This window comes from Nonomuraea sp. NPDC003707 (genome assembly GCF_053587055.1).
In genome coordinates, this window is record NZ_JBSFNK010000002.1 from 692,561 (window position 1) to 710,810 (window position 18,250).

Genomic DNA, 18,250 nt, shown 5'->3' on the forward strand with positions numbered 1-18,250 from the left:
CTGCCGGAGCGAGCGGTCAGCAGCCCGGACCTCGAGGGCGAGCGCGGGCCGGGTTGAACCGTCCTCTACGCGAACGAGGCTGCGGCAGTCCTGCTCGGCGAGCGCCCGATCGCCCCAGGCGTGCGCCTCGACCAGCCGGCCCGGCCACAGTGCGCGGGCGAGCGTGGTCTTACCGGCACCGGAAGGGCCGACGAGCAGGCCGACGTTCCACCGGTGTTCCTCGACCGGCAGGTGCCGGGACCCGGACGAGGAACGACAGGTCCGGCTCACCGCCCAGCGCCTCCTTACCGACCACCTGCGCTGCTACCAACGCCGCTGGTGCAGCGCAGCACCGCCGTCAACCAGCGTTACTGGCCCGGCATCAGCCTCGATCTCACTGGTGCCGTGCTCATCTCTCTCGAGCTGAGCTGCTGCCGTATGCATCGGGCGCACTTCGGCGAGGCGGTCTTCACTGGCAGGACCGACTTCATGGGGGCGACTTTCACCGGCGACGCCTGGTTCAACGGAGCGACCTTTACCGGCACCGTCGCGTTCAACACAACGACCTTCACGTGCTTGGCCGACTTCAAAGAGGCACGGTTCACCGGTCTCGACGTCTACTTCAATGGAGCGACCTTCACCGGTGAGGCCAGGTTCGATGGAGCGACCTTCACGAGCCAGACCCACTTCGATGGAGCGACCTTCGCCAACTACAGCCGCTTCGATGGGACGGCCTTCACTGGTGGTGCCCGGTTCACCCGAGCGACCTTCGTTGAAAACCCCGGGTTCAACCACACGCGGAACTCGCACATCTACGTGGCGAATGCGCGGGTGGCCGGGCGAGAGTGGCGAACAGACTCGAACGTGGTGACCGGCCCCACCGGCGGAGTGCTGAAGCCAACCCATCCGCCCGACGACGGCGCCAAGGACGAGCACGCAGGTGGAGGACCAACCGCCTCGTCATAGCGGGGCGTGAACCATTGGGCTACATGAGGGCTCGGACGGAGTGGCCTTCCTCGGTGAGCCGTTCGAGGAGTTCGACCTGCTCGGCCTCGGACTCGCAGGTGACGACGACGCCCCACACGGTCGGCCGCGACTATCTTGGGTTGGCGGCCTTGTCCAGCAGGTCAAAGCGAGATGATCTTCCTTTCGTGTGGGGCAAGTTGACCGCCTCTTCCAGCATGTCGCGCAGACCGGGCGCGGGGTCTCGACGGCGTAAGCGTGCAGTCCCGCGCCCTGCCCTGGCTGCAGCCCAAGGGCCTCAAGCTCAACAACAGCCTCGCCGGCGCCCATGAACTCATCCGCAAGCGTCACGGCGACCAGATTCCCGCCGATCAGGCCATGCTCGACATCGCGGCCGCCGCCTTCGCCGGGATCGTGGTGGGCGACTTCGACGTCCTCCTGCTCGAGGACGTCGTGTTGGACTTCACCGGGGCTGCTGATCTGCGCCAGGCCTTGGGCCAGCTGCGACGGACCACTCCTGCCCCTGGTCAACGGCGCGCTCGTCGCCCCAACGCCGGCAAATAGCATCGCCGGGCTGCTGTCGGCAGCCTGACCTTCGCGCACACGGCGTCCACCTGGTTGAACCACCGCGGCCCTGGCGCTGTGTGTGCAGGCGAAGGCCAGCCTGGTGCCCAACCTCAACGACAGGAGCCGAACACCTCTGTCGTGAGCATGGCCACGTCGGTGAACAGGCCCGGGCGGGCCTTGCCGTACCTGACCGAGATGCCGGTCTGCTTCATGGCCGGGTCGAGAATGGCGGCTCGGTGCTCATCGCTGTTCATCCACCAGCGGACGGCCGCGCGCGGCGTGGCGGTGCCGTCCCAGCCCGAGAAGACGTTCTCCTTGACCTGCCAGGTGCCGGACGGGCAGTAGCCGGCCGCCCTGACCCGGACGCCGACGTCGGAGTGCGTCACCGGGTTGATGTGCCACTGCTTGTTCTTCGGGTCCTCCGGCCGGTCGATCCACCACTTGAGCAGCCTGGCTGCCTGCACGTGCTCGTCCGCCGCCTTGTACAGGCGGTAGCTGTCCTCCAGGGGCGCGACGCCGATGCGGGCGCGCTCGGCGTTGACCAGGCAGCGGATGGCGTTGGACGCGAAGCCCTCCATGAGGACGATCGCCGCCTTGCGCTGGCCTTCGCTCAGCTCGGGTTTGTTCTTCTTGAACCAGGGCTCGGTGCGGACGGGGTTGTCGGCGAAGGCGCAGTCGGCCCGCTGTGCGTGGGCGGGCGCGGCGGTGGCCGCCAGCCCGGTGGCCAGCAGCGCCGCTGCGAGGAAGGCTCTCATGTCTCGACTGTGCTTTGCACCGCGCGGCGCCGCATGAGTAAGGCCTACTCAAAAGGAGGATGCCGCTACGCTGTGCGACTGTGAAACCGCTCGGCTGGTACTCCAGTGACACTTCGCGATCTTTAGTGCCAGCGCCCGAAGCCGTACGCGTGCCCAGTGAGAGATTGGCGTCACTCGAAATAGAGGGCGAGAGAGACGAAGAAGCCGCCATAAGCGAGGAGCACGGCAAATGTTCCTATACCGGCCAGTAGGACGATCGACTTCACCACACCAGGCCTGATCCGGACGATGAGGGCTCCCGCGATGAGAGCTACACCGAGAACGTATCCGCCCACCAGACGAGGGCCGACGTTCATTCCGCGGATGCTGCCATAGCCCCGGCTCACGAAGATTCCCAGCGTCAGTCCAGCCAGCCCGAAGCCGAACAACCCGAGTAACACTGACAGCTTTCGCACCATGAATACACGCCCCCTCCGAACCTGCCCTGCCGAGACGGATCAGGCTACCCCGCCAATCACACCCGCGATCACGGTGGGGATCTGCGCTGGTAGTGGCAGTGTCGGGCTGTTGCCTGATGGCGGCGGCGCCAGTCTGACCAGCGCAGGATGCCCGTGATCGTATGCGTTGTGGCCAGGACGAGGGCGGCCGGCAGCCGGCGGACTTCGGGAAGTGTCAGTGGGATGCGGTCGTCGGTGCCGGATGGCTGGGCGGCCGCGATGGCCACCAGGAAACCCAGGGCGAGCATGGCCAGGGTGATGTGCCGGCGCCAGGCCGTCCAGCCGCGCACCTGGTAGTGATCCAGGCCGACTTGGCCCTTGGCGGCCTGGAAGGACTCGATTGCCCGCTATGGCCCACACGTACCCGATGCCGCGACTCTCCAGGGCGGCGCGCAGGCGCGGGTCTTGGCCATAGACCTCATCACCGCTCACCCACGAAGCGCGCACGCCCGCCTCCAGCGCGGCCAGCACCATCTGAGTGGCCAGCGCGGGCTTGGTGGCAAAGCCGATCTCGGCCGGGACCCCGGCCGCCTGGCACCGGTCGGGGTCGGCCACCCAGGTGTGCTCGGGTAGGTAGAGCCGCCGATCGAGCAGTGCCCGGCCGCGTGGTGTGGCATAGGCGAGGAACACGCCGATCTGGCAGTTCTCGATCCGGCCCGCGGTGCCGCTGTATTGGCGCTGCACCCCTTCTTGACGAAGCCGGTCTCATCGACGATCAGCACGCCCTCGGGGCCGAGCCGCTCGAGGACGAAGGCGCGCACGTCATCACGGACGGCGTCGGCGTCCCATCGGGCGATACGCAGCAGCCGCTGCAGGGACTGCGGACCGCTCGCGGCGGCGTGTTCGGCCAGGTTCCAGCAGTTCTTTGGTCGTCTTCACAAACTCCGAATGATCACGCGGTGGCCGTCGCCAGGTGAACCCGACCCCCCAAGATCGCGAAGTGTCACTGGAGTACTGGGCGCGCCCCTGCTGGACGAGTACATCGCCCTTCGGGGCCGGGCACAGGTCGGGATCTGCACGAGTATCGCCAATTCTGGCTGACCCACCACGGCGAGCAGGGCGCGTCCCTTTCGAGATCATCTTGTCTTAGCGGTCCGGTACGCTCTCCGCCGATCACCTTCGCGCGAGAGGCTGCCGATGTTCCGTCTCCTGGCCATCCTGGCGGCCACCGCGCCGACCTTCTTATCCATCCTGATGCTCCGCAGCTTCGGCTGGTTCGGCCACGAGCCGCCACAACCGGATCCGCTGGAGCTCGCGATCGGGGCGGCCTACGGCTACGCCACCGACTACCTGCCGGTCCTGCTGGCGTTCCTCGCGCTCTGGGCGCCGCGATGGCTTCCCAAGGTCGGCGCGATCGCCGCGGCCGTGGCGTTGGTGCTCACCGTGTCGACCCTCGTGGTCTCTGGAACCGGCGGCTTCGGCCCGCAGTTCGGCTCCATACTGGCCTGCCAGGCGATCGCCGTCGTCGCTCTCCTGCGGACCCGCCCGGAGCAGCGGGTGCCATGGCCACGGGCGGTCATCTGGAGCGCGGTCGTGCTGCTCGCGCTCGGCCAGACCCTGGCCAGGAACACCCCCACCGGCGACTTCGGCTGCTACGCGGACATGAAGGGGACATGGGCGCTGGCCTTCTACCACCTCGACACCGCCCACGCCCTCTACTACTGGGTCTCGATCGCCGCGATCGGTGCCGTGCTCTCCGGGTATCGGGTTGCACCGCTCTGTGGCCTGGTGCTGCTGGTGCCCGCACTGCTCCAGCCCGCCGCCTGGCTCCTGTCCAACGCGCCGCACAACTGCTCCAGCCCTCTGGAGCTGTTCGACTGGCCGTACCTGATCGCGGGGGTGCTGGCATCGACCTCCCGCGCTCGCCTGCTCGACCGGATCTAGCCGATGTTCCGTCTCCTGGCCATCCTGGCCGCAGCCGCGCCGAGCCTCCTGTACTCCCTGCATCCCGGCACATTCTGCGGCTGGGCTCCGGCCACGTGGCCCGAGCCGACCCCGCTGCGCGCGGCGATCTGGGACACCGCCTTGTGGACGGTCCCAGTGCTGCCGGCTGTGCTGGCGTTGCTCGCCATCTGGGCACCACGACGGTTTCCGGTGCTCGGCGCGATCACCGCGACGGTGTCGCTGGCGATCAACGCGCCCACGCTCGTCATCCCCTACACGACCCCGTGCGGCCCGCAGCTCTCCCCCTGGATGTCGCTCTCATGCCAGGCGGTCGTGGTCGTAGCCCTTCTGCTGGCGCGCGGGGAACAGCGGGCGCCCATGCCCCGGCTGCGGGCGGTCTGCTGGACGGGCATCGTGCTCATCCCATTCGCCAGGACCGCACTGGCGGTGCTCATCTCCACCTACTCCGGCAGCCTCCCCGGCTGCTTCGCGCAGCTCGAAGGTCCGTGGGCGGAGGTCGCCGGCCACCTGTCCAGAGCCACGGGCTCGGGCATCTTGATCAGCATGGCCGCGATCGGCGCGGTGCTCGGGGGCGGCGTGGCGGGGCCGGTCCTCACGGTCGTGCTGCTCGTCTCCGCCCTCTTCGAACCGATCGCCCAGCTCGCGACCTCTGCGCCGCACGACTGCTCCACCGTCCTTGGGCTGGTCGGCTGGCCCCACCTCGTCGCCGCGGGGCTGGCCCTGGCCACCCGGCCGCGCTCAGCCGGCCAGGCTTAGCACCAACGCCGTTCCGTTGGATTTCCGGCCGGAGCTACGGGGACCCCAGCAAGCAGCGCCCGTCGTCGCCGGGACTACCGCCCGTCTTCTCAGGGAAGGCGGTGGAGCCTGGAGCCGCGACGCCGCCGGGGAACGCGGAAGGTCACCAGCAGGTCCCACGACAGTTGAATAGGCGACCTCACCAGTACCGACGCCGTAGTAGACGCGGCTCTACACCGCATAGACGGGTGCCAGGTCGACGAAGACGCGGTAGTCCGAGATCAGACCGTCGTCGCGGGTATGCCAGATCGACACGGCCACGACGCTGACGTCCTTGCCGTCGAGCCGCCGGTATGTCACCTCGGTCTCGGCGATGGTGTCGGCGTCGACCTGCCACGTTCTGACGAGTCTGTGCGCGAGGCCCGCGATGGTCGCGAAGAATATCCGCAGCCCCTCTGCGATGGCGTTGCGTCCCACCATGGGCTCGGCATTGCCGAACACCATCCTGGCGTCCTCCGCCAGCAACTGCACGAACTCGCCGGGCTCGAACGAGTCGACCACCTGGAAAACGCGCTGTGCCTCATCGTCGGACATGCCGATCTCTCCTCCCATGGCGAGGGTCGCTGCTCGGGACGTTACGTGGCGACGGGCAGGATGCAACCCCTTCTCAAAACCAACTAACCGGAACGCGCTGCCGGCCTCCTGAGAGAGCGGCGGCCCGTTCGGATGCGGGTGGCTACCGTCGTGAATCGGCCTCTCAGGACACTAGGGCGAGGGCGTCGTCCTACAAGGCTTGGTGCGCCTGCCCCTCGGGCACCCGTTCCGCGTGGATCAACCGGATGATCGCCTGGCTCATCCGGGCGTAGTCGTGGTCGTTGACCAGCTCGCCGCGGAGGCTGAAGTCGTTCATCACCGCGATCCGGTCCGCGAGAGTGACGATCTCCGGCAGATCCGAGGAGATCAGCAGCAGCGCCATCCCCGCTCCGGCCAGCTCGGCGATCAGCTCGTGGAACGCCGCCTTGGTACGTACGTCGATGCCGACCGTCGGCTCGTCCACGATGAGAATCTCGCATTCGGCGGCGAGCCACTTCGCGAGGCTCACCTTCTGCTGGTTGCCGCCGGAGAGCTGGCCCGCGAGCTGGGACGGTGAGGAGATCCGGATGCCCAGCCGGTCGACGTACCGGGTCACCAGGCGACGTTCCGCCCGATCGGTCACCAGCCCGGCCCTGGCCAGGCGCCGCCAGACGGTGACGCCGACGTTGCGGGTGATCGGCTGGTCGAGGAAGAGGCCCTCCTCCTTGCGGTTCTCGGTCACGTAGCCGATGCGGTGGCCGCGGAGCGCCTGGCCGACATCGCGGATGCGCACCGGACGGCCCCGCACCTCCACGGTTCCGGACGTGATCCGGTCGAGCCCGAGCAGCGCCTTGGCCAGTTCGCTGCGGCCGGCCCCGACCAGGCCGTACAGTCCGAGGATCTCTCCCGGGCGCACCGACAGGGAGACGTCGCGGTGGCCCCGCGCGGTGCACACCTTGTCCAGCCGCAGGGCCGGCGGCGTCACCGGGTCGACGTGCCGCTCGGCGAGGCGGACCGAGGAGTACGCCCGCCCGACCATGAGGTCGACGATCTGGTCCTGCGTGTAGCCGGCGAGCGGCTCGGCCTCGGCCACGCTGCGCCCGTCGCGCAGCACGGTGACCGTGTCCGCGACCGCGAACACCTCCTCCAGCTTGTGGCTCACCAGCACGACGGCGTGTCCGCTGTCGCGCAGCCTGCGCACGATCCCGTAGAGCCGGTCGGCCTCGTCCCCGGTGAGCGACGCGGTCGGCTCGTCGAGCAGGAGCACCTTGCTGTCCACGCTCAGCGCCTTGGCGATCTCGACCAGCTGCGCCTGCGCCACGGAAAGCCGGGAGACCGGAGTGCCCGGGTCGAGGTCCAAGTCGAGCAGGTCGAGGCAGCGGCGGGCCTCGGCACGCATCCGCGCCCGGTCGACGAGACCGAAGCGCCGCGGCAGGTGGTGGAGCAGGATGTTCTCGGCGATGGAGAACTCGGGGATCAGGTTGCGCTCCTGGTGAACCACGCCGATGCCGGCCCGCTGGGCGTCGAGTGGCCCGTTCAGGTGCAGCTCGGCGTCACCGAGTGCGACCCGCCCGCCGTCCGGCCTGTGCACACCGGTGAGGATCTTGATGAGCGTGCTCTTGCCCGCGCCGTTCTCGCCCAGCAGGGCGTGCACGCTGCCCGCGGCGAGCCGCAGGGTGGCCCTGTCCAGCGCGCGGACTCCCGGGAACGTCTTCACCAGGTTCTCGGCGGTGAGCATCATGACGACCCCTTCGACAGCTTCTGGCGTACGGCGCCGAGCAGCACCGCACCGAGGACGACCGCGCCGACGATCAGGTCGATCCAGCGCGGGTTGATGCCGAACTGCGCCTGCATGACGTCCACCAGCCGAACCAGGAACGCCGCGAGGCAGGTGCCGGCGACGCTGACCACCCCGCCGGCGAGCGCCACCCCGCCGATGATCGGCGCGGCGAAGCTCTGCAGCAGCAGATCGTCGCCGATGCTGGAGTTGACGGAGCCGGAGGCGGCGACCGTGATGACGGCGGCGACGCCGGCGAGCAGGCCGCTGAGCCCGTGCGCGATGACGATCGACCGATCGTTGGAGATGCCGGAAAGCCGCGCGGCGAACGGGCTGCCGCCGGTCGCCAGCAACTGCCGGCCCACGACCGCGCGGCCGAAGAACAGGGCCACCAGGGCGGCCACCACCAGGGCGAGGACGAGGACGACCGGCAGCCCGAGCATCGAGGCGGTGCCGAGGCCGCGCAGCCATGGCGAGTACCCCTGGAAGGTGTCGGGGCCGTTGATCCCGTACCGCAGCCCCTCGATGATCGTCATGGTGGCGAGGGTCACGATGAACCCGTTGATCCGGGTGAACACGACGAGCAGCCCGTTGACCAGGCCGGCGGCGAGACCGACCCCGAGCGCGCCCAGCACGGCCAGCGGGGCGGGCAGCCCGGCTTCGAGCATGAGCCACGCCGCGACCATGGCGCACAGGCCCGTGAGGGTGCCGACCGACAGGTTCATCTGGCCGATGGCCAGCACGACCATCTGGGAGAGCCCGATCACGATCGGGACGGCGAGAAAGCGGAAGAACGCGTCCAGCGTGCCGCGCGAGAGCAGGTTGCCGTCCGTGGCGACGGCGAGCGCGACGAAACCGGCGGCGGCAAGCACCGCGAGGGTGAACTCCGGCCGGGCGGTGACATCCTTGAGCCGCCCGCCGAGTCCGGCGCGGACGGCGGTCGTGGTGCCGGTGCTCATGCCCGTGCCCTCCTTCGTTCCGCGGCGACGTGGCGCACCCGATCGAGCGACAGCGCGCCGAGCAGCACCAGGCCGATGTAGAGATTGAGCTGGTCGAGCTGGAACTGCAGCAGGTTCAGGCCCTTGTAGATGACCTGGGTGAGCGTCGCGCCCAGCACCGTGCCGAGCACGCTGACGGCGCCGCCGGCCAGCAGCGTGCCACCGAGTACCGGGCCGAGGAAGGAAGGCAGCAGGAACGCGTCGCCGATGCGCGCCGAGAACGCGCCGTTGTTCGCGGCGAGCAGGAAGCCGGCCAGCCCGGCCAGCAGCCCGCTGAGCGCGTGGGCCTGCACCACCCGGCTCCGGACGGGGATGCCGGACAGCTCGGCCGCCTTCTCGTTGGCGCCGGTCATCAGGATCTCCCGGCCCAGCCTGCCGAAGCGGAACAGCAGGCCCACCGCCAGCACCGCGACGAGGGCGATTGGCGCGACGAGTGGGATGTACGGGCCGCACAGGTCGCCCATGCAGTAGTCGGCGAACGTGTCGTTGCGCAGCGCGTCCATGCCGGCAGGCCGGCTGCTGAAGGCGACGCCGTCGGTGAACCTGGTGTAGAGGATGGTGATGAGCCCCACCAGGGCGAAGTCCATCGCCAGCGTGACCACGAACGAGTTGACGCCGGTACGCGAGATGATCAGCCCGGCCAGCGCGCCGAGCAACGTGCCCACGATCAGCCCGATCGCCAGCCCGACGAGCAGCGACACGCCGAGCCGGTCGTAGGCGAGGCCCATGGCGAAGGCGCTCATCGCCGCCATCCGGCCGACGGCCATGTTCATGTGCCCCAGCGACAGGACCGCCAGCTGGGAGAGGCCGACCACCGCGTACACGCTGATGTCCGACTGCAGCGGCACGAGCGTGAGCGTGGTGTCCATGAACGCCGGCCGCAGCACGGTGAAGATCGCGACCAGGGCGATCAACAGGATGAGCAGCCCGAGGCGCGGGTTCGCCCAGATCGGCATCCTCGAGGGCTCGCGCGGACCCGCCGCGGGGATCTCCGGCGGCGTCGCGGTCCGCGTGCTCACGCGACTCTCCGGTCGTCGATCGCGTCGCGGTCCCACTCGATGCCGAGCCCGGGGGAGGCCGGCGCCAGAGCGTGCCCGTCGGCGATCCCGATCTCCTGCCGGGTGATCGCCCTGAGCTGGGGGATGTGCTCCAGATAGCGGCTGTTCGGGACCGCGCAGCAGAGGCTCACGTGCAGCTCCATGAGGAAGTGCGGACAAACCGGCACGTTGTACGCCTCGGCCAGGTGCGCGACCTTGAGCCAGGGCGTGATGCCGCCGATGCGTGCCACGTCCACCTGCACGATGCCGGCCGCCTGCCGGTGCAGGTACTCGCGGAACTGCGCCACGGAGTAGAGCGACTCGCCCACCGCGACGGGGATCGAGGAGGCCGCAGCCAGTGCCTGGTGCCCGGCGACGTCATCGCCCGGCAGCGGCTCCTCGAACCAGTAGGGGTCGGACGGTTCGAGGAGCCGGGCCCGCCTGACGGCCTCCGCGGGGGTGAGCGACTGGTTGGCGTCGAGCATCAGGTCGAAGTCGGGCCCGACCGCCGCACGGACGGCGGCCAGCCGTTCCGCGTCCTCGACGGGGGAGCGGCCGATCTTGAGCTTCACGCCGGGCCAGCCCGCGGACCGGCTGGCCTTGGCGCCGGCGATGAGCTCCTCGGTGGTGAGGTGCAGCCAGCCGCCCTCGGTGTCGTACAGCGGGATGCGGTCCTTCGCGCCACCCGCGAGGACCCACAGCGGCTGGCCGGCGTCGCGGCACCGCCAGTCCCACAGGGCCGTGTCGACGGCGGCGAGGGCCAGGGAGGTGATCGCGCCGACCGTGGTCGCCCGGGTCGCGGCGAACAGGTCGTGCCACACGGCCTCCACCCGGCGGGCGTCCGCGCCCGCCAGCCTGGGCAGCAGGTAGTCGCGCAGCAGGGCGAGCACGGCGGTGCCACCGGTGCCGATCGTGTACGTGTAACCGGTGCCGGTGCCGCCGTCGTCGGTCCGGATCTCGACGAAGACGGTCTCCTGCTTGATGAACGACTGGACGGCGTCCGTGCGTACGGTCTCGACCTCCAGGTCGACAAGATATGCCTCGGCGTGAGTGATCGCGGGCAAGGGAGGCTCCTCCTGGGGCTCGTGGGACTACTTGCAGGACAGGTACCGGCTGTCGAACGCCTTCTTCAGCTCGTCCGTCTTCGCCTGGCGGTCCGTGTCGTAGGTGTCGATGTCGTCCTTGGTCACGACGAAGGAACCGGAGTCGATGATCACTCCCGGTTGCGCCATCGTGCAGCCGCCCGCGAGCTTCGTCAGCGCGTACGAGCCGACGGACGCCTGGCCGACCGGGTTCTGCAGCACGGTCGCGGCGACCGAGCCGTCCCTGAGGCCGGCGAGGATGGTCTTGTCGTCGTCGATCGCGACGACCTTGATCGGCAGCTTGGACCGCTCGACGCCCTCTGCGGAGGCCACCGCGGGGTTGTAGGCGGTGTTGACGATGCCCTGGATCTGGTCGCCCTTGGCGGCGAGGAGGTCGGCGACGGCCTTCTGGGCCGTCTGCAGGTCCTTGTCCACGTCGGTCACGGTCTGCAGGAGCTTGACCTTCCCGCCGGTCTCATCGACCGCCTTCTGCACCCCCGCGATGCGGCGCTGGGTGTTGGAATCCACCTTGTTGCCGGTCAGGTGCACGAGGTCGCCCTGACCGCCCATGGCCGCGATCGCGGCCTGCGCCGCCTTGTAGGCGGCCAGCTGGACGTCGGTGGACAGGCAGAAGTCCGCCTTGTCGACCTCGCCGGCCGGGCAGGACGCCAGCGAGGCGACCGGGAAGCCCTGCCGCTTGAGGTCCTCGAAGGTGGCGTTGATGTTCTCCGGGGAGACGCCGAAGACGCCGAAGGCGTTGTAGCCCTGCGCGGCGAGGGACTTCAGCACGTCGTTCTGCTTGGTCTGGTCCCAGTCGGAGGTCTCGTTGAAGGTGACGTCGCCGACGCCGAGATCGCTCTTCGCCTTGGCGGCGGCGTCCTTCCACGGCTGGAAGTAGGGATGTGCCCCGCCGGGGACCAGGGCGATCTTGACCTGGTTGGGCGTCCGGGTGGACGCGCCGGCCGGCGTCGTGTCGTCGCTCTTCCTCGTGCAACCGGCGGTGGCGGTGGCGGCGAGCACGAGGGCGGCAGCCAGCCCGCCGAGCCGGATCAGTGATCGTTGATTCATGACTACGCCTCTCAGGATCATAGATCCTATAGGATGTTTCATGGAGGTATAGTTCCTGTCCGTCGGGACGTCAAGACTTGACCTTCCGGCGACACGTCGACTCCGTGGGAGGATTGGGCCCGATGGCATCCACCGAACCGATCCGGCTCAGGCGGTCGACGCTCGGCGACGACGTCTACGATGTGCTCAGGGCGCGCATTCTCGAGCACAGCATGCAGCCCGACGACCGCGTCAACATCGACGCGCTGGCCCGCGAGCTCGAGGTGTCCCAGACGCCGATTCGCGAGGCCCTGGCCCGCCTGGAGTCCGACGGGCTGGTCCGCAAGCGCCCCCTCGTGGGCTACACGGTCACCCCGCTGCTCACGCGCGCCGAGTTCAACCACCTGTTCGAGATGCGGCTGCTGCTGGAGTGTGCCACCGCGCGGTGGGCCGCCGAGCGGGCCACCTCAGCGCAACGCGAGTCGATCATGGCGGAGGCGGCCACCTCGATCGCGCAGGAGCCGGACGACTCCGAAGGCTGGCGCTGGCACGCGGCCTTCACCGCCCACGACGCCCGCTTCCACGATCTCATCGCCGAGGCGTCGGGCAACCCCCTGCTCCGCGACGGCCTCGAGCGCCTGCATGTCCACCTTCACCTGCACCGGAGATACTTCCCCTACGCCCACGCCGGCACGACGATCGAGGAGCATCAACGCATCGCCGCGGCCATCGGGTTGGGGGACCCGGACGCGGCCGAGGCGGCGACGCGAGGACACCTGAGCGCGGCGCGTGAGCGACAACTGACGGCATTCGACTGACGCCCGCCCGCCGACCGGCCCGTGCCGGGCGGCGGGCGGGCGGGGTCCGGTCGTCAGCCGGCGTTCGCGAACCGGTTGACCCAGTAAGCCGTGCGGTCCAGATAGGCGGTCTGAGCCGAGGCGCCGGTGCGCCCGTAGGCGCCCTCGAAGCTCTGGTACCCCGTCCGCACGACCGCCGGCTCGATCACGCTGCCCTCGTGCCACTCGTTGAAGGACGTGATCGACACCCAGGTGGGGTTGGTCTGGAGGGCGTTGGACCACTCCTTGTCGTAGGTGGCTCCGTTGTCCCTGGAGAGGGTGGGCGTGGTGTTGCCGGGCACCGCGCGGTCGTCGATGTAGCCGGGGCCCACCGACGGGGCCCACACCAGGCCGCGCTGGCGTGCGTAGTCCGCGGCCTGCTGCCAGCCGGGCGCCGTGGCGCCGGCGATCGCGTCGTAGGTGTACATGCCGTTGAAGTTCGCGATCTTCGTGGTGTCGGTGGTCTGGGCGAGGATGACGTTGCTCTGGTTGACCTGGCTCAGGGCCGACCAGTCGGTGATGCGCAGGCTCTCGAAGACGTAGAAGGCGTTGCGGAAGGCCGGATGCGAGCCGTAGGTCTGGTTGATGTAGCGGATGTCCTCCACGGTGGAGGCGGCGGTGCGGCCGGAGTAGGGCTCCAGGTGCCAGGCCACCTTGAGCCCTTCCTTCGCCGCGGCGTCCATGACGCCTCTGGCGAGGTTGCCCTCATAGCTGCCGCGGCCCCACCAGCTGAGCACCAGCACACCGACGCCGGCCTGTTTGATCCACTTCATGTGCTGGGGCACCGCGCCGGCGAAGTCGCCGGAGTCGTAGGCGCTCAGGGCGGGGTACAGGTCCGCGCCGACGTCGTCGGGCGGGGTGTGCCCGCCCTGCGGCCAGTGCCGCCAGCTGCCGCTGACCTGCGGCGAGCCGTACCAGGGGTAGTAGAAGACGTGCACCTTGTCTGACAGCGCCGTGCCGCCGTTCGTCGAGCTCGTCAGGGTGAAGGTGTCGACGTCGAAGAGGAAGCCGCTGCCGCCGGTGAAGGCCAGGAAGAGTGGTCCGGTGGCGGTGCCGGTCAGGGTGGTGGAGACGTTCTGGAAGGTCTCCCAGCCACCGGTGTTCGGTACGGTGACCGAGCCGAGCAGGGTGCCGGTGGCCGATCCTGAGCGGATCTGGATGGTGCCGCCCGCTCCGGCGGAGGAGACGCGGGCGGAGAAGGACTTGGCGCCTGTGGTGGTGACGCCGGAGTAGCCTGCCCAGTCGCCGTTCTCGATGTAGCCGAGCGTCTGGCCGCCGCTGGCCGGCGTGTGGTTCGCGATCTGCACCCCGGAGCCGGAGGTGTACGACTCGCCCTCGACCGTGACGCTGCTCCCGCCCAGCTCCTTGATCCGGATGTTGCGGAAGGCCACCTGGTCCGAGGCGCTGTGGTTCTGGATGCCGACGTACCCCTGGAGCAGCGAGCGCCGCGGGTCGGTGTTGGTGAAGTCGTTGATCTTCACGCCGTTCAGGAGGACCTGCAGCCGCTCGCCCTCCACCAGCAGCTCGTAGGTGTTCCACTCGCCGGGCGGGTTCAGCGCGGCGTCGCGGGCGGCCTGGTCGGCGGCCTTGAAGCCGTAGATCGCCCCGGTCGTGCGGTCCGGGGTGTCGGTGGCGTCGATCTGCACCTCGTAGCCGTTGTCGATGGCCGACTGCGGATCGGACGAGGCGGGGAAGCCGACGAAGATCCCGGAGTTGCTGTCGCCGGTCAGCTTCCAGTCCAGCTTCAGCGAGTACGAGCCGAACTCCTTGGCGCTGTGCCACAGCAGCCCCATCCCGCCCTGCGAGGTCAGGGTGGCGTCGGCGTTGGCGAAGCTGCCCGGGCCGGCCTGGGACCAGCCGCTGGTGGAGCCGTCGTACAGCGTGGTGTAGCCGGTCTCCGGCCGGCAGTCGGCCTTGGCGACCCCGGCCGCGTACCGGATGCCGCCGAGGAGCACGTTACGGAAGGCGGGATCGGCGTACGACTCGATGGTGTGGCCGAGCCCGGTGTAGAAGGCTCGCCCCTGGCCCTGCGGGTGGCACCACGTGATGGGGTGGTCGCCCATGTCGCCGCCGCTGTAGGTGCTCTCGTTGAGGTTCTGCAGCACGCGTACGGAGGAGCGCGGGTTGGTGCGGTAGTTGTACCACTCGTCGGTACGCGTCCAGGTGGGACCGAGGTGGGCGGTCGCCGGGTGCGCGCGGTTCTCGGTGCGTACGGTGGCCTGCTGGATGGCGGGGTGGCTCCTGAAGTAGGCGCCGGCCAGCTTCTCGTAGTACGGCCAGTCGTACTCGGTGTCGGCGGCGGCGTGCACGCCCACGTATCCGCCGCCGGAGTCGACGTAGGACTGGAAGGCGGCCTGCTGGGCGTCGTTGAGCACGTCGCCGGTGGTGTTGAGGAAGACGACGGCCTTGTAACCCGCGAGGTTGGCGCCGGTGAAGGCTCCGCCGTCCTCGGTGGCGGTCACGGTGAAGTTGTTGCCGCCGCCGAGATCGCGGATGGCCTGGATGCCCGCCGGGATCGCGTCATGGCGGAAGCCGGCGGTCTTGGAGAAGACCAGCACCTGGTAGGCCGGGTCCGAGGGGGCCGCGGTGAGGCTCGCCGCGACGAGTACGAGGCCGAGGAGTTTGTGAATCATCGCCGCCTACCTGGTGATCGTGAAGGTGTCGATGTCGAAGAGGAAGCCGCTGCCGCCGGTGAAGACCAGGAAGAGTGGTCCGGTGGCGGTGCCGGTCAGGGTGGTGGAGACGTTCTGGAAGGTCTCCCAGCCTCCCGTGGTGGGTACGGTGACCGAGCCGAGCAGGGTGCCGGTGGCCGATCCCGAGCGGATCTGGATGGTGCCGCCTGCTCCGGCGGAGGAGACGCGGGCGGAGAAGGTCTTGGCGCCTGCCGTGGTGACGCCGGAGTAGCCTGCCCAGTCGCCGTTCTCGATGAAGCCGAGTGTCTGGCCGCCGCTGGCCGGCGTGTGGTTCGCGATCTGCACCCCGGAGCCGGAGGTGTACGACTCGCCCTCGACCGTGGTGCCGGGCGGCGCTCCGGTGGTGAAGGTGAAGGCGTCCACATCGAACAGGTTGCCCTGCCCCGACACGCCCTTGAAGACCAGGAACAGCTTCGTCGTGCCGCTGGGGGTGTTGCTCAGAGCGGCGGAGACGTCGGTGAAGGTGTCCCAGCCTCCGGTGTTGGACACGGTGAGGGTGCCCAGCAGCGTCCCGGTCGAGGAGCCCGCCCGCACCTCGACCGTGCCGCCGGGGCCGCCGGAGGAGACCCGGGCGGTCACCCTGGTGGCCCCGGCCAGCAGGTAGGGCTCGAAGGAGATCCAGTCGCCGTTGTCGGTGAAGCCGACGGTCGCGCCGCCCTCGGCCCCGCCGTGGTTGGCGACCTGGATGCCCTGCTGGGCGCCGAAGTGCTCGGCCTGCCGGTGCACCGGCTGCAGCGTGCGGAGGCCGTGGCCGGTCAGCCCGCCCTTGTCGGTGTACTCGGCGTCGAAGACGCCGTAGAGGTTGGCCGCCGCGTCGTGCTCGCCGTCCGCCGGGATGGTGATCGATCCCTCGCAGCCGTTCCTGGAGGTGATCGCATGGGTGTGGCTGTCGTGGCCCACCAGGTACGTCACCTTGACGCCGGCGCAGTCCACGGTGCCGTCCTCGGGGTCGGTGACGGTGACCTTGAAGGGCACGGCCTGGCCGTAGGAGAAGAGCTGGCCGTCGACCGGGGTGGTCAACGTCACGGTGGGCGCGGTGTTGCCGACCGTGATCACCAGGCTGGCGGTCCCGGTCAGGCCCTGCGGGTCACGTACGGTCAGGGTCGGCCGGAAGGTGCCGTTGGCGCTGTAGGCGTGGGTCGGGTTGGCCTGCGTGGAGGTGGCGCCGTCGCCGAAGTTCCACGAATAGGTGAGCGCGCCGCCCTCGGGGTCGGAACTGCCGGCCGAGGAGAAGGCCACGGTCAACGGCGCCTGCCCGGAGGTCTTGTCGGCCGCGGCCTTGGCGACGGGGTTGCGGTTGGCGCCGGCGAGGTACTCGATCCGGTACAGCGCCTGGTTACCGCCGCCGGTGCCGTAGTCCAGCACGTACAGGGCGCCGTCCGGGCCGAACTCCGAGTCGATGATCTGCGTGCCGTCCCAGGGGAAGTCCTCGATCACGCCGGGTGTGCCGTCGCTCTTGACCTCGATGGCCTTGATCCACTGGCGGCCGAACTCCATGGCGAAGTAGCGGCCGTCGAGGGACTGCGGGAACTTGACCGTCGAGGTCGAGCTCGCGTCGTAGCGGTAGACGTCGCCGCCCATGGGCGACTCGGAGCCGCCGCCGAACTCGGGCGGTGCGCCGGCGTCGCCGTACTTGATCCAGCTCGGTTTGGCCGCCGGCAGCGTGGCGAGCCCGGTGTTGCGGAAGGAGTTGTTCGCGGGCCCGCCCGCGCAGTCGTACCTGGCGCCGGCCGGGCCGCTGGGGAAGGTGTACTCGTTGTAGGTCTCGGCGGTGGTGTTCGTCCCCGTGCAGTACGGCCAGCCGTAATTACCCGGGGCGGTGATGCGGTCGAACTCCACCTGGCCGCCGGGGCCCCGGTTGGAGTCGGCGGCGCCCGCGTCCGGGCCGTAGTCGCCCAGGTAGACCGTGCCAGTCGGCTTGTCCACCGACATGCGGAAGGGGTTGCGGAACCCCATGGCGTAGATCTCGGGCCGGGTCCTGGCGGTGCCGGGCGGGAAGAGGTTGCCCGCCGGGACGGTGTAGGTCCCGTCCGGCTGCGGCTTGATGCGCAGCAGCTTGCCGCGCAGGTCGTTGGTGTTGCCCGAGGAGCGCTGCGCGTCGAACTGCGGGTTGCGGTCGGTGCGCTCGTCGAGCGGAGAGTAGCCGCTGGACTCGAAGGGGTTGGTGTCGTCGCCGGTGGTGAGGTAGAGGTTGCCGGCGCCGTCGAAGTCGATGTCGCCGCCGACGTGGCAGCACTGGCCTCGGTCGTTGGGCACCTCGAGCACGACCTTCTCGCCGACCAGGTCGAGGGTGTTGTCGGCCTTGAGGGTGAAGCGCGACAGGTTGAGGTGGCCCTTCCAGGGCGCGAAGTCGGCCTCGGTGCCGGTCACGGGGGCGTCCCCGGCGGGAGTGCTCAGCTTGGGGGAGTAGTACAGGTAGACGAGGCGGTTGGTGGCGAAGCCGGGATCGACAGCGATGCCCTGTAACCCCTCCTCGTCGTGGGTGTAGACATCGAGCTTGCCCGCCACCTTGGTAGCGCCGGAGGCATCGGTGTGGCGGACCGTGCCGTCGCGGGCGGTGTGCAGGACCGACCTGTCGGGCAGGACCGCGAGCGACATGGCCTCGCCTAGCTCGGCCGGCCCGAGGGCCAGCTGGACCTGCTGATAGTCGCCGGGAGGGATGTCCATCGCCGCCGCGCTGGTGAGCACCAGCGACGCCGCGACGAGCAGCCTCGACCACGCAGACATGGGCTTCCTTTCCTGACCGGGGGGACGTCAGGCAAGGCGCGCGCCGACCGCGCTTTGCTGGTAGGGCTGGGGGTGCTGC

Annotated in this window: 16 protein-coding genes and 1 pseudogene; 5 read left to right on the top strand and 12 right to left on the bottom strand. The window is 69.5% G+C overall.

Translation table 11 applies throughout. The features are described 5' to 3' along the window. The first annotated feature begins 318 nt into the window (after positions 1-318). Positions 319-945 (top strand): pentapeptide repeat-containing protein, encoded by a 627-nt coding sequence (locus ACWDRB_RS07250; protein ID WP_449892209.1) that lies wholly within the window; start codon positions 319-321, stop codon positions 943-945. Positions 946-1,200: 255 nt separating this feature from the next. Continuing rightward, positions 1,201-1,506 (top strand): hypothetical protein, encoded by a 306-nt coding sequence (locus ACWDRB_RS07255; protein ID WP_449892210.1) that lies wholly within the window; start codon positions 1,201-1,203, stop codon positions 1,504-1,506. Positions 1,507-1,619: 113 nt separating this feature from the next. Here ACWDRB_RS07255 and ACWDRB_RS07260 read toward each other — a convergent pair whose 3' ends face one another. From ACWDRB_RS07260 to ACWDRB_RS07275, 4 genes and pseudogenes are all read right to left on the bottom strand, one after another. Next, on the bottom strand, positions 1,620-2,264 hold the full coding sequence (locus ACWDRB_RS07260) for a CAP domain-containing protein (RefSeq protein WP_449892212.1): 645 nt from the start codon (positions 2,262-2,264) through the stop codon (positions 1,620-1,622). 170 nt (positions 2,265-2,434) lie between these two features. Then, positions 2,435-2,722 carry a hypothetical protein gene (locus tag ACWDRB_RS07265; RefSeq protein WP_449892213.1) on the bottom strand — a complete coding sequence of 96 codons (288 nt, stop codon included), beginning with the start codon at positions 2,720-2,722 and terminating at the stop codon, positions 2,435-2,437. 68 nt (positions 2,723-2,790) lie between these two features. Continuing rightward, positions 2,791-3,051: a hypothetical protein gene (locus ACWDRB_RS07270; RefSeq protein ID WP_449892314.1), complete on the bottom strand. Its 261-nt coding sequence runs from the start codon at positions 3,049-3,051 to the stop codon at positions 2,791-2,793. Beyond that, a pseudogene (locus tag ACWDRB_RS07275) lies at positions 3,050-3,627 on the bottom strand (IS701 family transposase); the annotation flags it as partial. The pseudogene ACWDRB_RS07275 and the gene ACWDRB_RS07270, both read right to left, overlap by 2 nt. A gap of 271 nt (positions 3,628-3,898) precedes the next feature. Between ACWDRB_RS07275 and ACWDRB_RS07280 the strand changes: the two are divergent. Both ACWDRB_RS07280 and ACWDRB_RS07285 read left to right on the top strand, forming a co-directional pair. Next, a complete protein-coding gene (locus ACWDRB_RS07280) occupies positions 3,899-4,645 on the top strand; it encodes a hypothetical protein (RefSeq protein ID WP_449892214.1) in 747 nt (248 codons plus the stop codon). Between the two features lie 3 nt (positions 4,646-4,648). Beyond that, positions 4,649-5,422, top strand: coding sequence for a hypothetical protein (locus ACWDRB_RS07285; RefSeq protein ID WP_449892215.1), 774 nt, complete (start codon positions 4,649-4,651; stop codon positions 5,420-5,422). A gap of 210 nt (positions 5,423-5,632) precedes the next feature. Here ACWDRB_RS07285 and ACWDRB_RS07290 read toward each other — a convergent pair whose 3' ends face one another. The 6 genes from ACWDRB_RS07290 to ACWDRB_RS07315 form a co-directional block, all read right to left on the bottom strand. After that, the gene (locus ACWDRB_RS07290; RefSeq protein ID WP_449892216.1) at positions 5,633-5,995 is read right to left on the bottom strand and encodes a nuclear transport factor 2 family protein; all 363 of its coding nucleotides are present in this window, start codon (positions 5,993-5,995) and stop codon (positions 5,633-5,635) included. A 190-nt stretch (positions 5,996-6,185) separates the two neighbouring features. Further along, positions 6,186-7,715: a sugar ABC transporter ATP-binding protein gene (locus ACWDRB_RS07295; protein ID WP_449892217.1), complete on the bottom strand. Its 1,530-nt coding sequence runs from the start codon at positions 7,713-7,715 to the stop codon at positions 6,186-6,188. Further along, positions 7,712-8,710: an ABC transporter permease gene (locus ACWDRB_RS07300; RefSeq protein WP_449892218.1), complete on the bottom strand. Its 999-nt coding sequence runs from the start codon at positions 8,708-8,710 to the stop codon at positions 7,712-7,714. Before ACWDRB_RS07300 ends, ACWDRB_RS07295 begins: the two co-directional genes overlap by 4 nt. Continuing rightward, a complete protein-coding gene (locus ACWDRB_RS07305) occupies positions 8,707-9,768 on the bottom strand; it encodes an ABC transporter permease (RefSeq protein ID WP_449892219.1) in 1,062 nt (353 codons plus the stop codon). Before ACWDRB_RS07305 ends, ACWDRB_RS07300 begins: the two co-directional genes overlap by 4 nt. Then, entirely contained in the window at positions 9,765-10,850 is a 1,086-nt protein-coding gene (locus tag ACWDRB_RS07310) for a mandelate racemase/muconate lactonizing enzyme family protein (RefSeq protein WP_449892220.1), read from the bottom strand. The genes ACWDRB_RS07305 and ACWDRB_RS07310 overlap by 4 nt, the downstream gene beginning before the upstream one ends. Positions 10,851-10,877: 27 nt before the next feature. Next, positions 10,878-11,936 carry a sugar ABC transporter substrate-binding protein gene (locus tag ACWDRB_RS07315; protein WP_449892221.1) on the bottom strand — a complete coding sequence of 353 codons (1,059 nt, stop codon included), beginning with the start codon at positions 11,934-11,936 and terminating at the stop codon, positions 10,878-10,880. 122 nt (positions 11,937-12,058) lie between these two features. Between ACWDRB_RS07315 and ACWDRB_RS07320 the strand changes: the two genes are divergently transcribed. Beyond that, entirely contained in the window at positions 12,059-12,733 is a 675-nt protein-coding gene (locus ACWDRB_RS07320; RefSeq protein WP_449892222.1) for a GntR family transcriptional regulator, read from the top strand. 53 nt (positions 12,734-12,786) lie between these two features. Here the strand turns inward: ACWDRB_RS07320 and ACWDRB_RS07325 are convergent, their stop codons facing one another. Further along, the gene (locus ACWDRB_RS07325; protein WP_449892223.1) at positions 12,787-15,384 is read right to left on the bottom strand and encodes a ThuA domain-containing protein; all 2,598 of its coding nucleotides are present in this window, start codon (positions 15,382-15,384) and stop codon (positions 12,787-12,789) included. Between the two features lie 6 nt (positions 15,385-15,390). Beyond that, the gene (locus ACWDRB_RS07330; protein WP_449892224.1) at positions 15,391-18,171 is read right to left on the bottom strand and encodes a carbohydrate-binding protein; all 2,781 of its coding nucleotides are present in this window, start codon (positions 18,169-18,171) and stop codon (positions 15,391-15,393) included. Positions 18,172-18,250 lie beyond the last annotated feature (79 nt).

Coding starts and splice junctions, on each gene's coding strand:
- ACWDRB_RS07260 (WP_449892212.1), bottom strand. CDS start 2,264: ATGAGAGCCTTCCTCGCAGCGGCGCTGCTGGCCACCGGGCTGGCGGCC.
- ACWDRB_RS07265 (WP_449892213.1), bottom strand. CDS start 2,722: ATGGTGCGAAAGCTGTCAGTGTTACTCGGGTTGTTCGGCTTCGGGCTG.
- ACWDRB_RS07280 (WP_449892214.1), top strand. CDS start 3,899: ATGTTCCGTCTCCTGGCCATCCTGGCGGCCACCGCGCCGACCTTCTTA.
- ACWDRB_RS07285 (WP_449892215.1), top strand. CDS start 4,649: ATGTTCCGTCTCCTGGCCATCCTGGCCGCAGCCGCGCCGAGCCTCCTG.
- ACWDRB_RS07290 (WP_449892216.1), bottom strand. CDS start 5,995: ATGTCCGACGATGAGGCACAGCGCGTTTTCCAGGTGGTCGACTCGTTC.
- ACWDRB_RS07295 (WP_449892217.1), bottom strand. CDS start 7,715: ATGATGCTCACCGCCGAGAACCTGGTGAAGACGTTCCCGGGAGTCCGC.
- ACWDRB_RS07300 (WP_449892218.1), bottom strand. CDS start 8,710: ATGAGCACCGGCACCACGACCGCCGTCCGCGCCGGACTCGGCGGGCGG.
- ACWDRB_RS07315 (WP_449892221.1), bottom strand. CDS start 11,936: ATGAATCAACGATCACTGATCCGGCTCGGCGGGCTGGCTGCCGCCCTC.
- ACWDRB_RS07320 (WP_449892222.1), top strand. CDS start 12,059: ATGGCATCCACCGAACCGATCCGGCTCAGGCGGTCGACGCTCGGCGAC.
- ACWDRB_RS07325 (WP_449892223.1), bottom strand. CDS start 15,384: ATGATTCACAAACTCCTCGGCCTCGTACTCGTCGCGGCGAGCCTCACC.
- ACWDRB_RS07330 (WP_449892224.1), bottom strand. CDS start 18,171: ATGTCTGCGTGGTCGAGGCTGCTCGTCGCGGCGTCGCTGGTGCTCACC.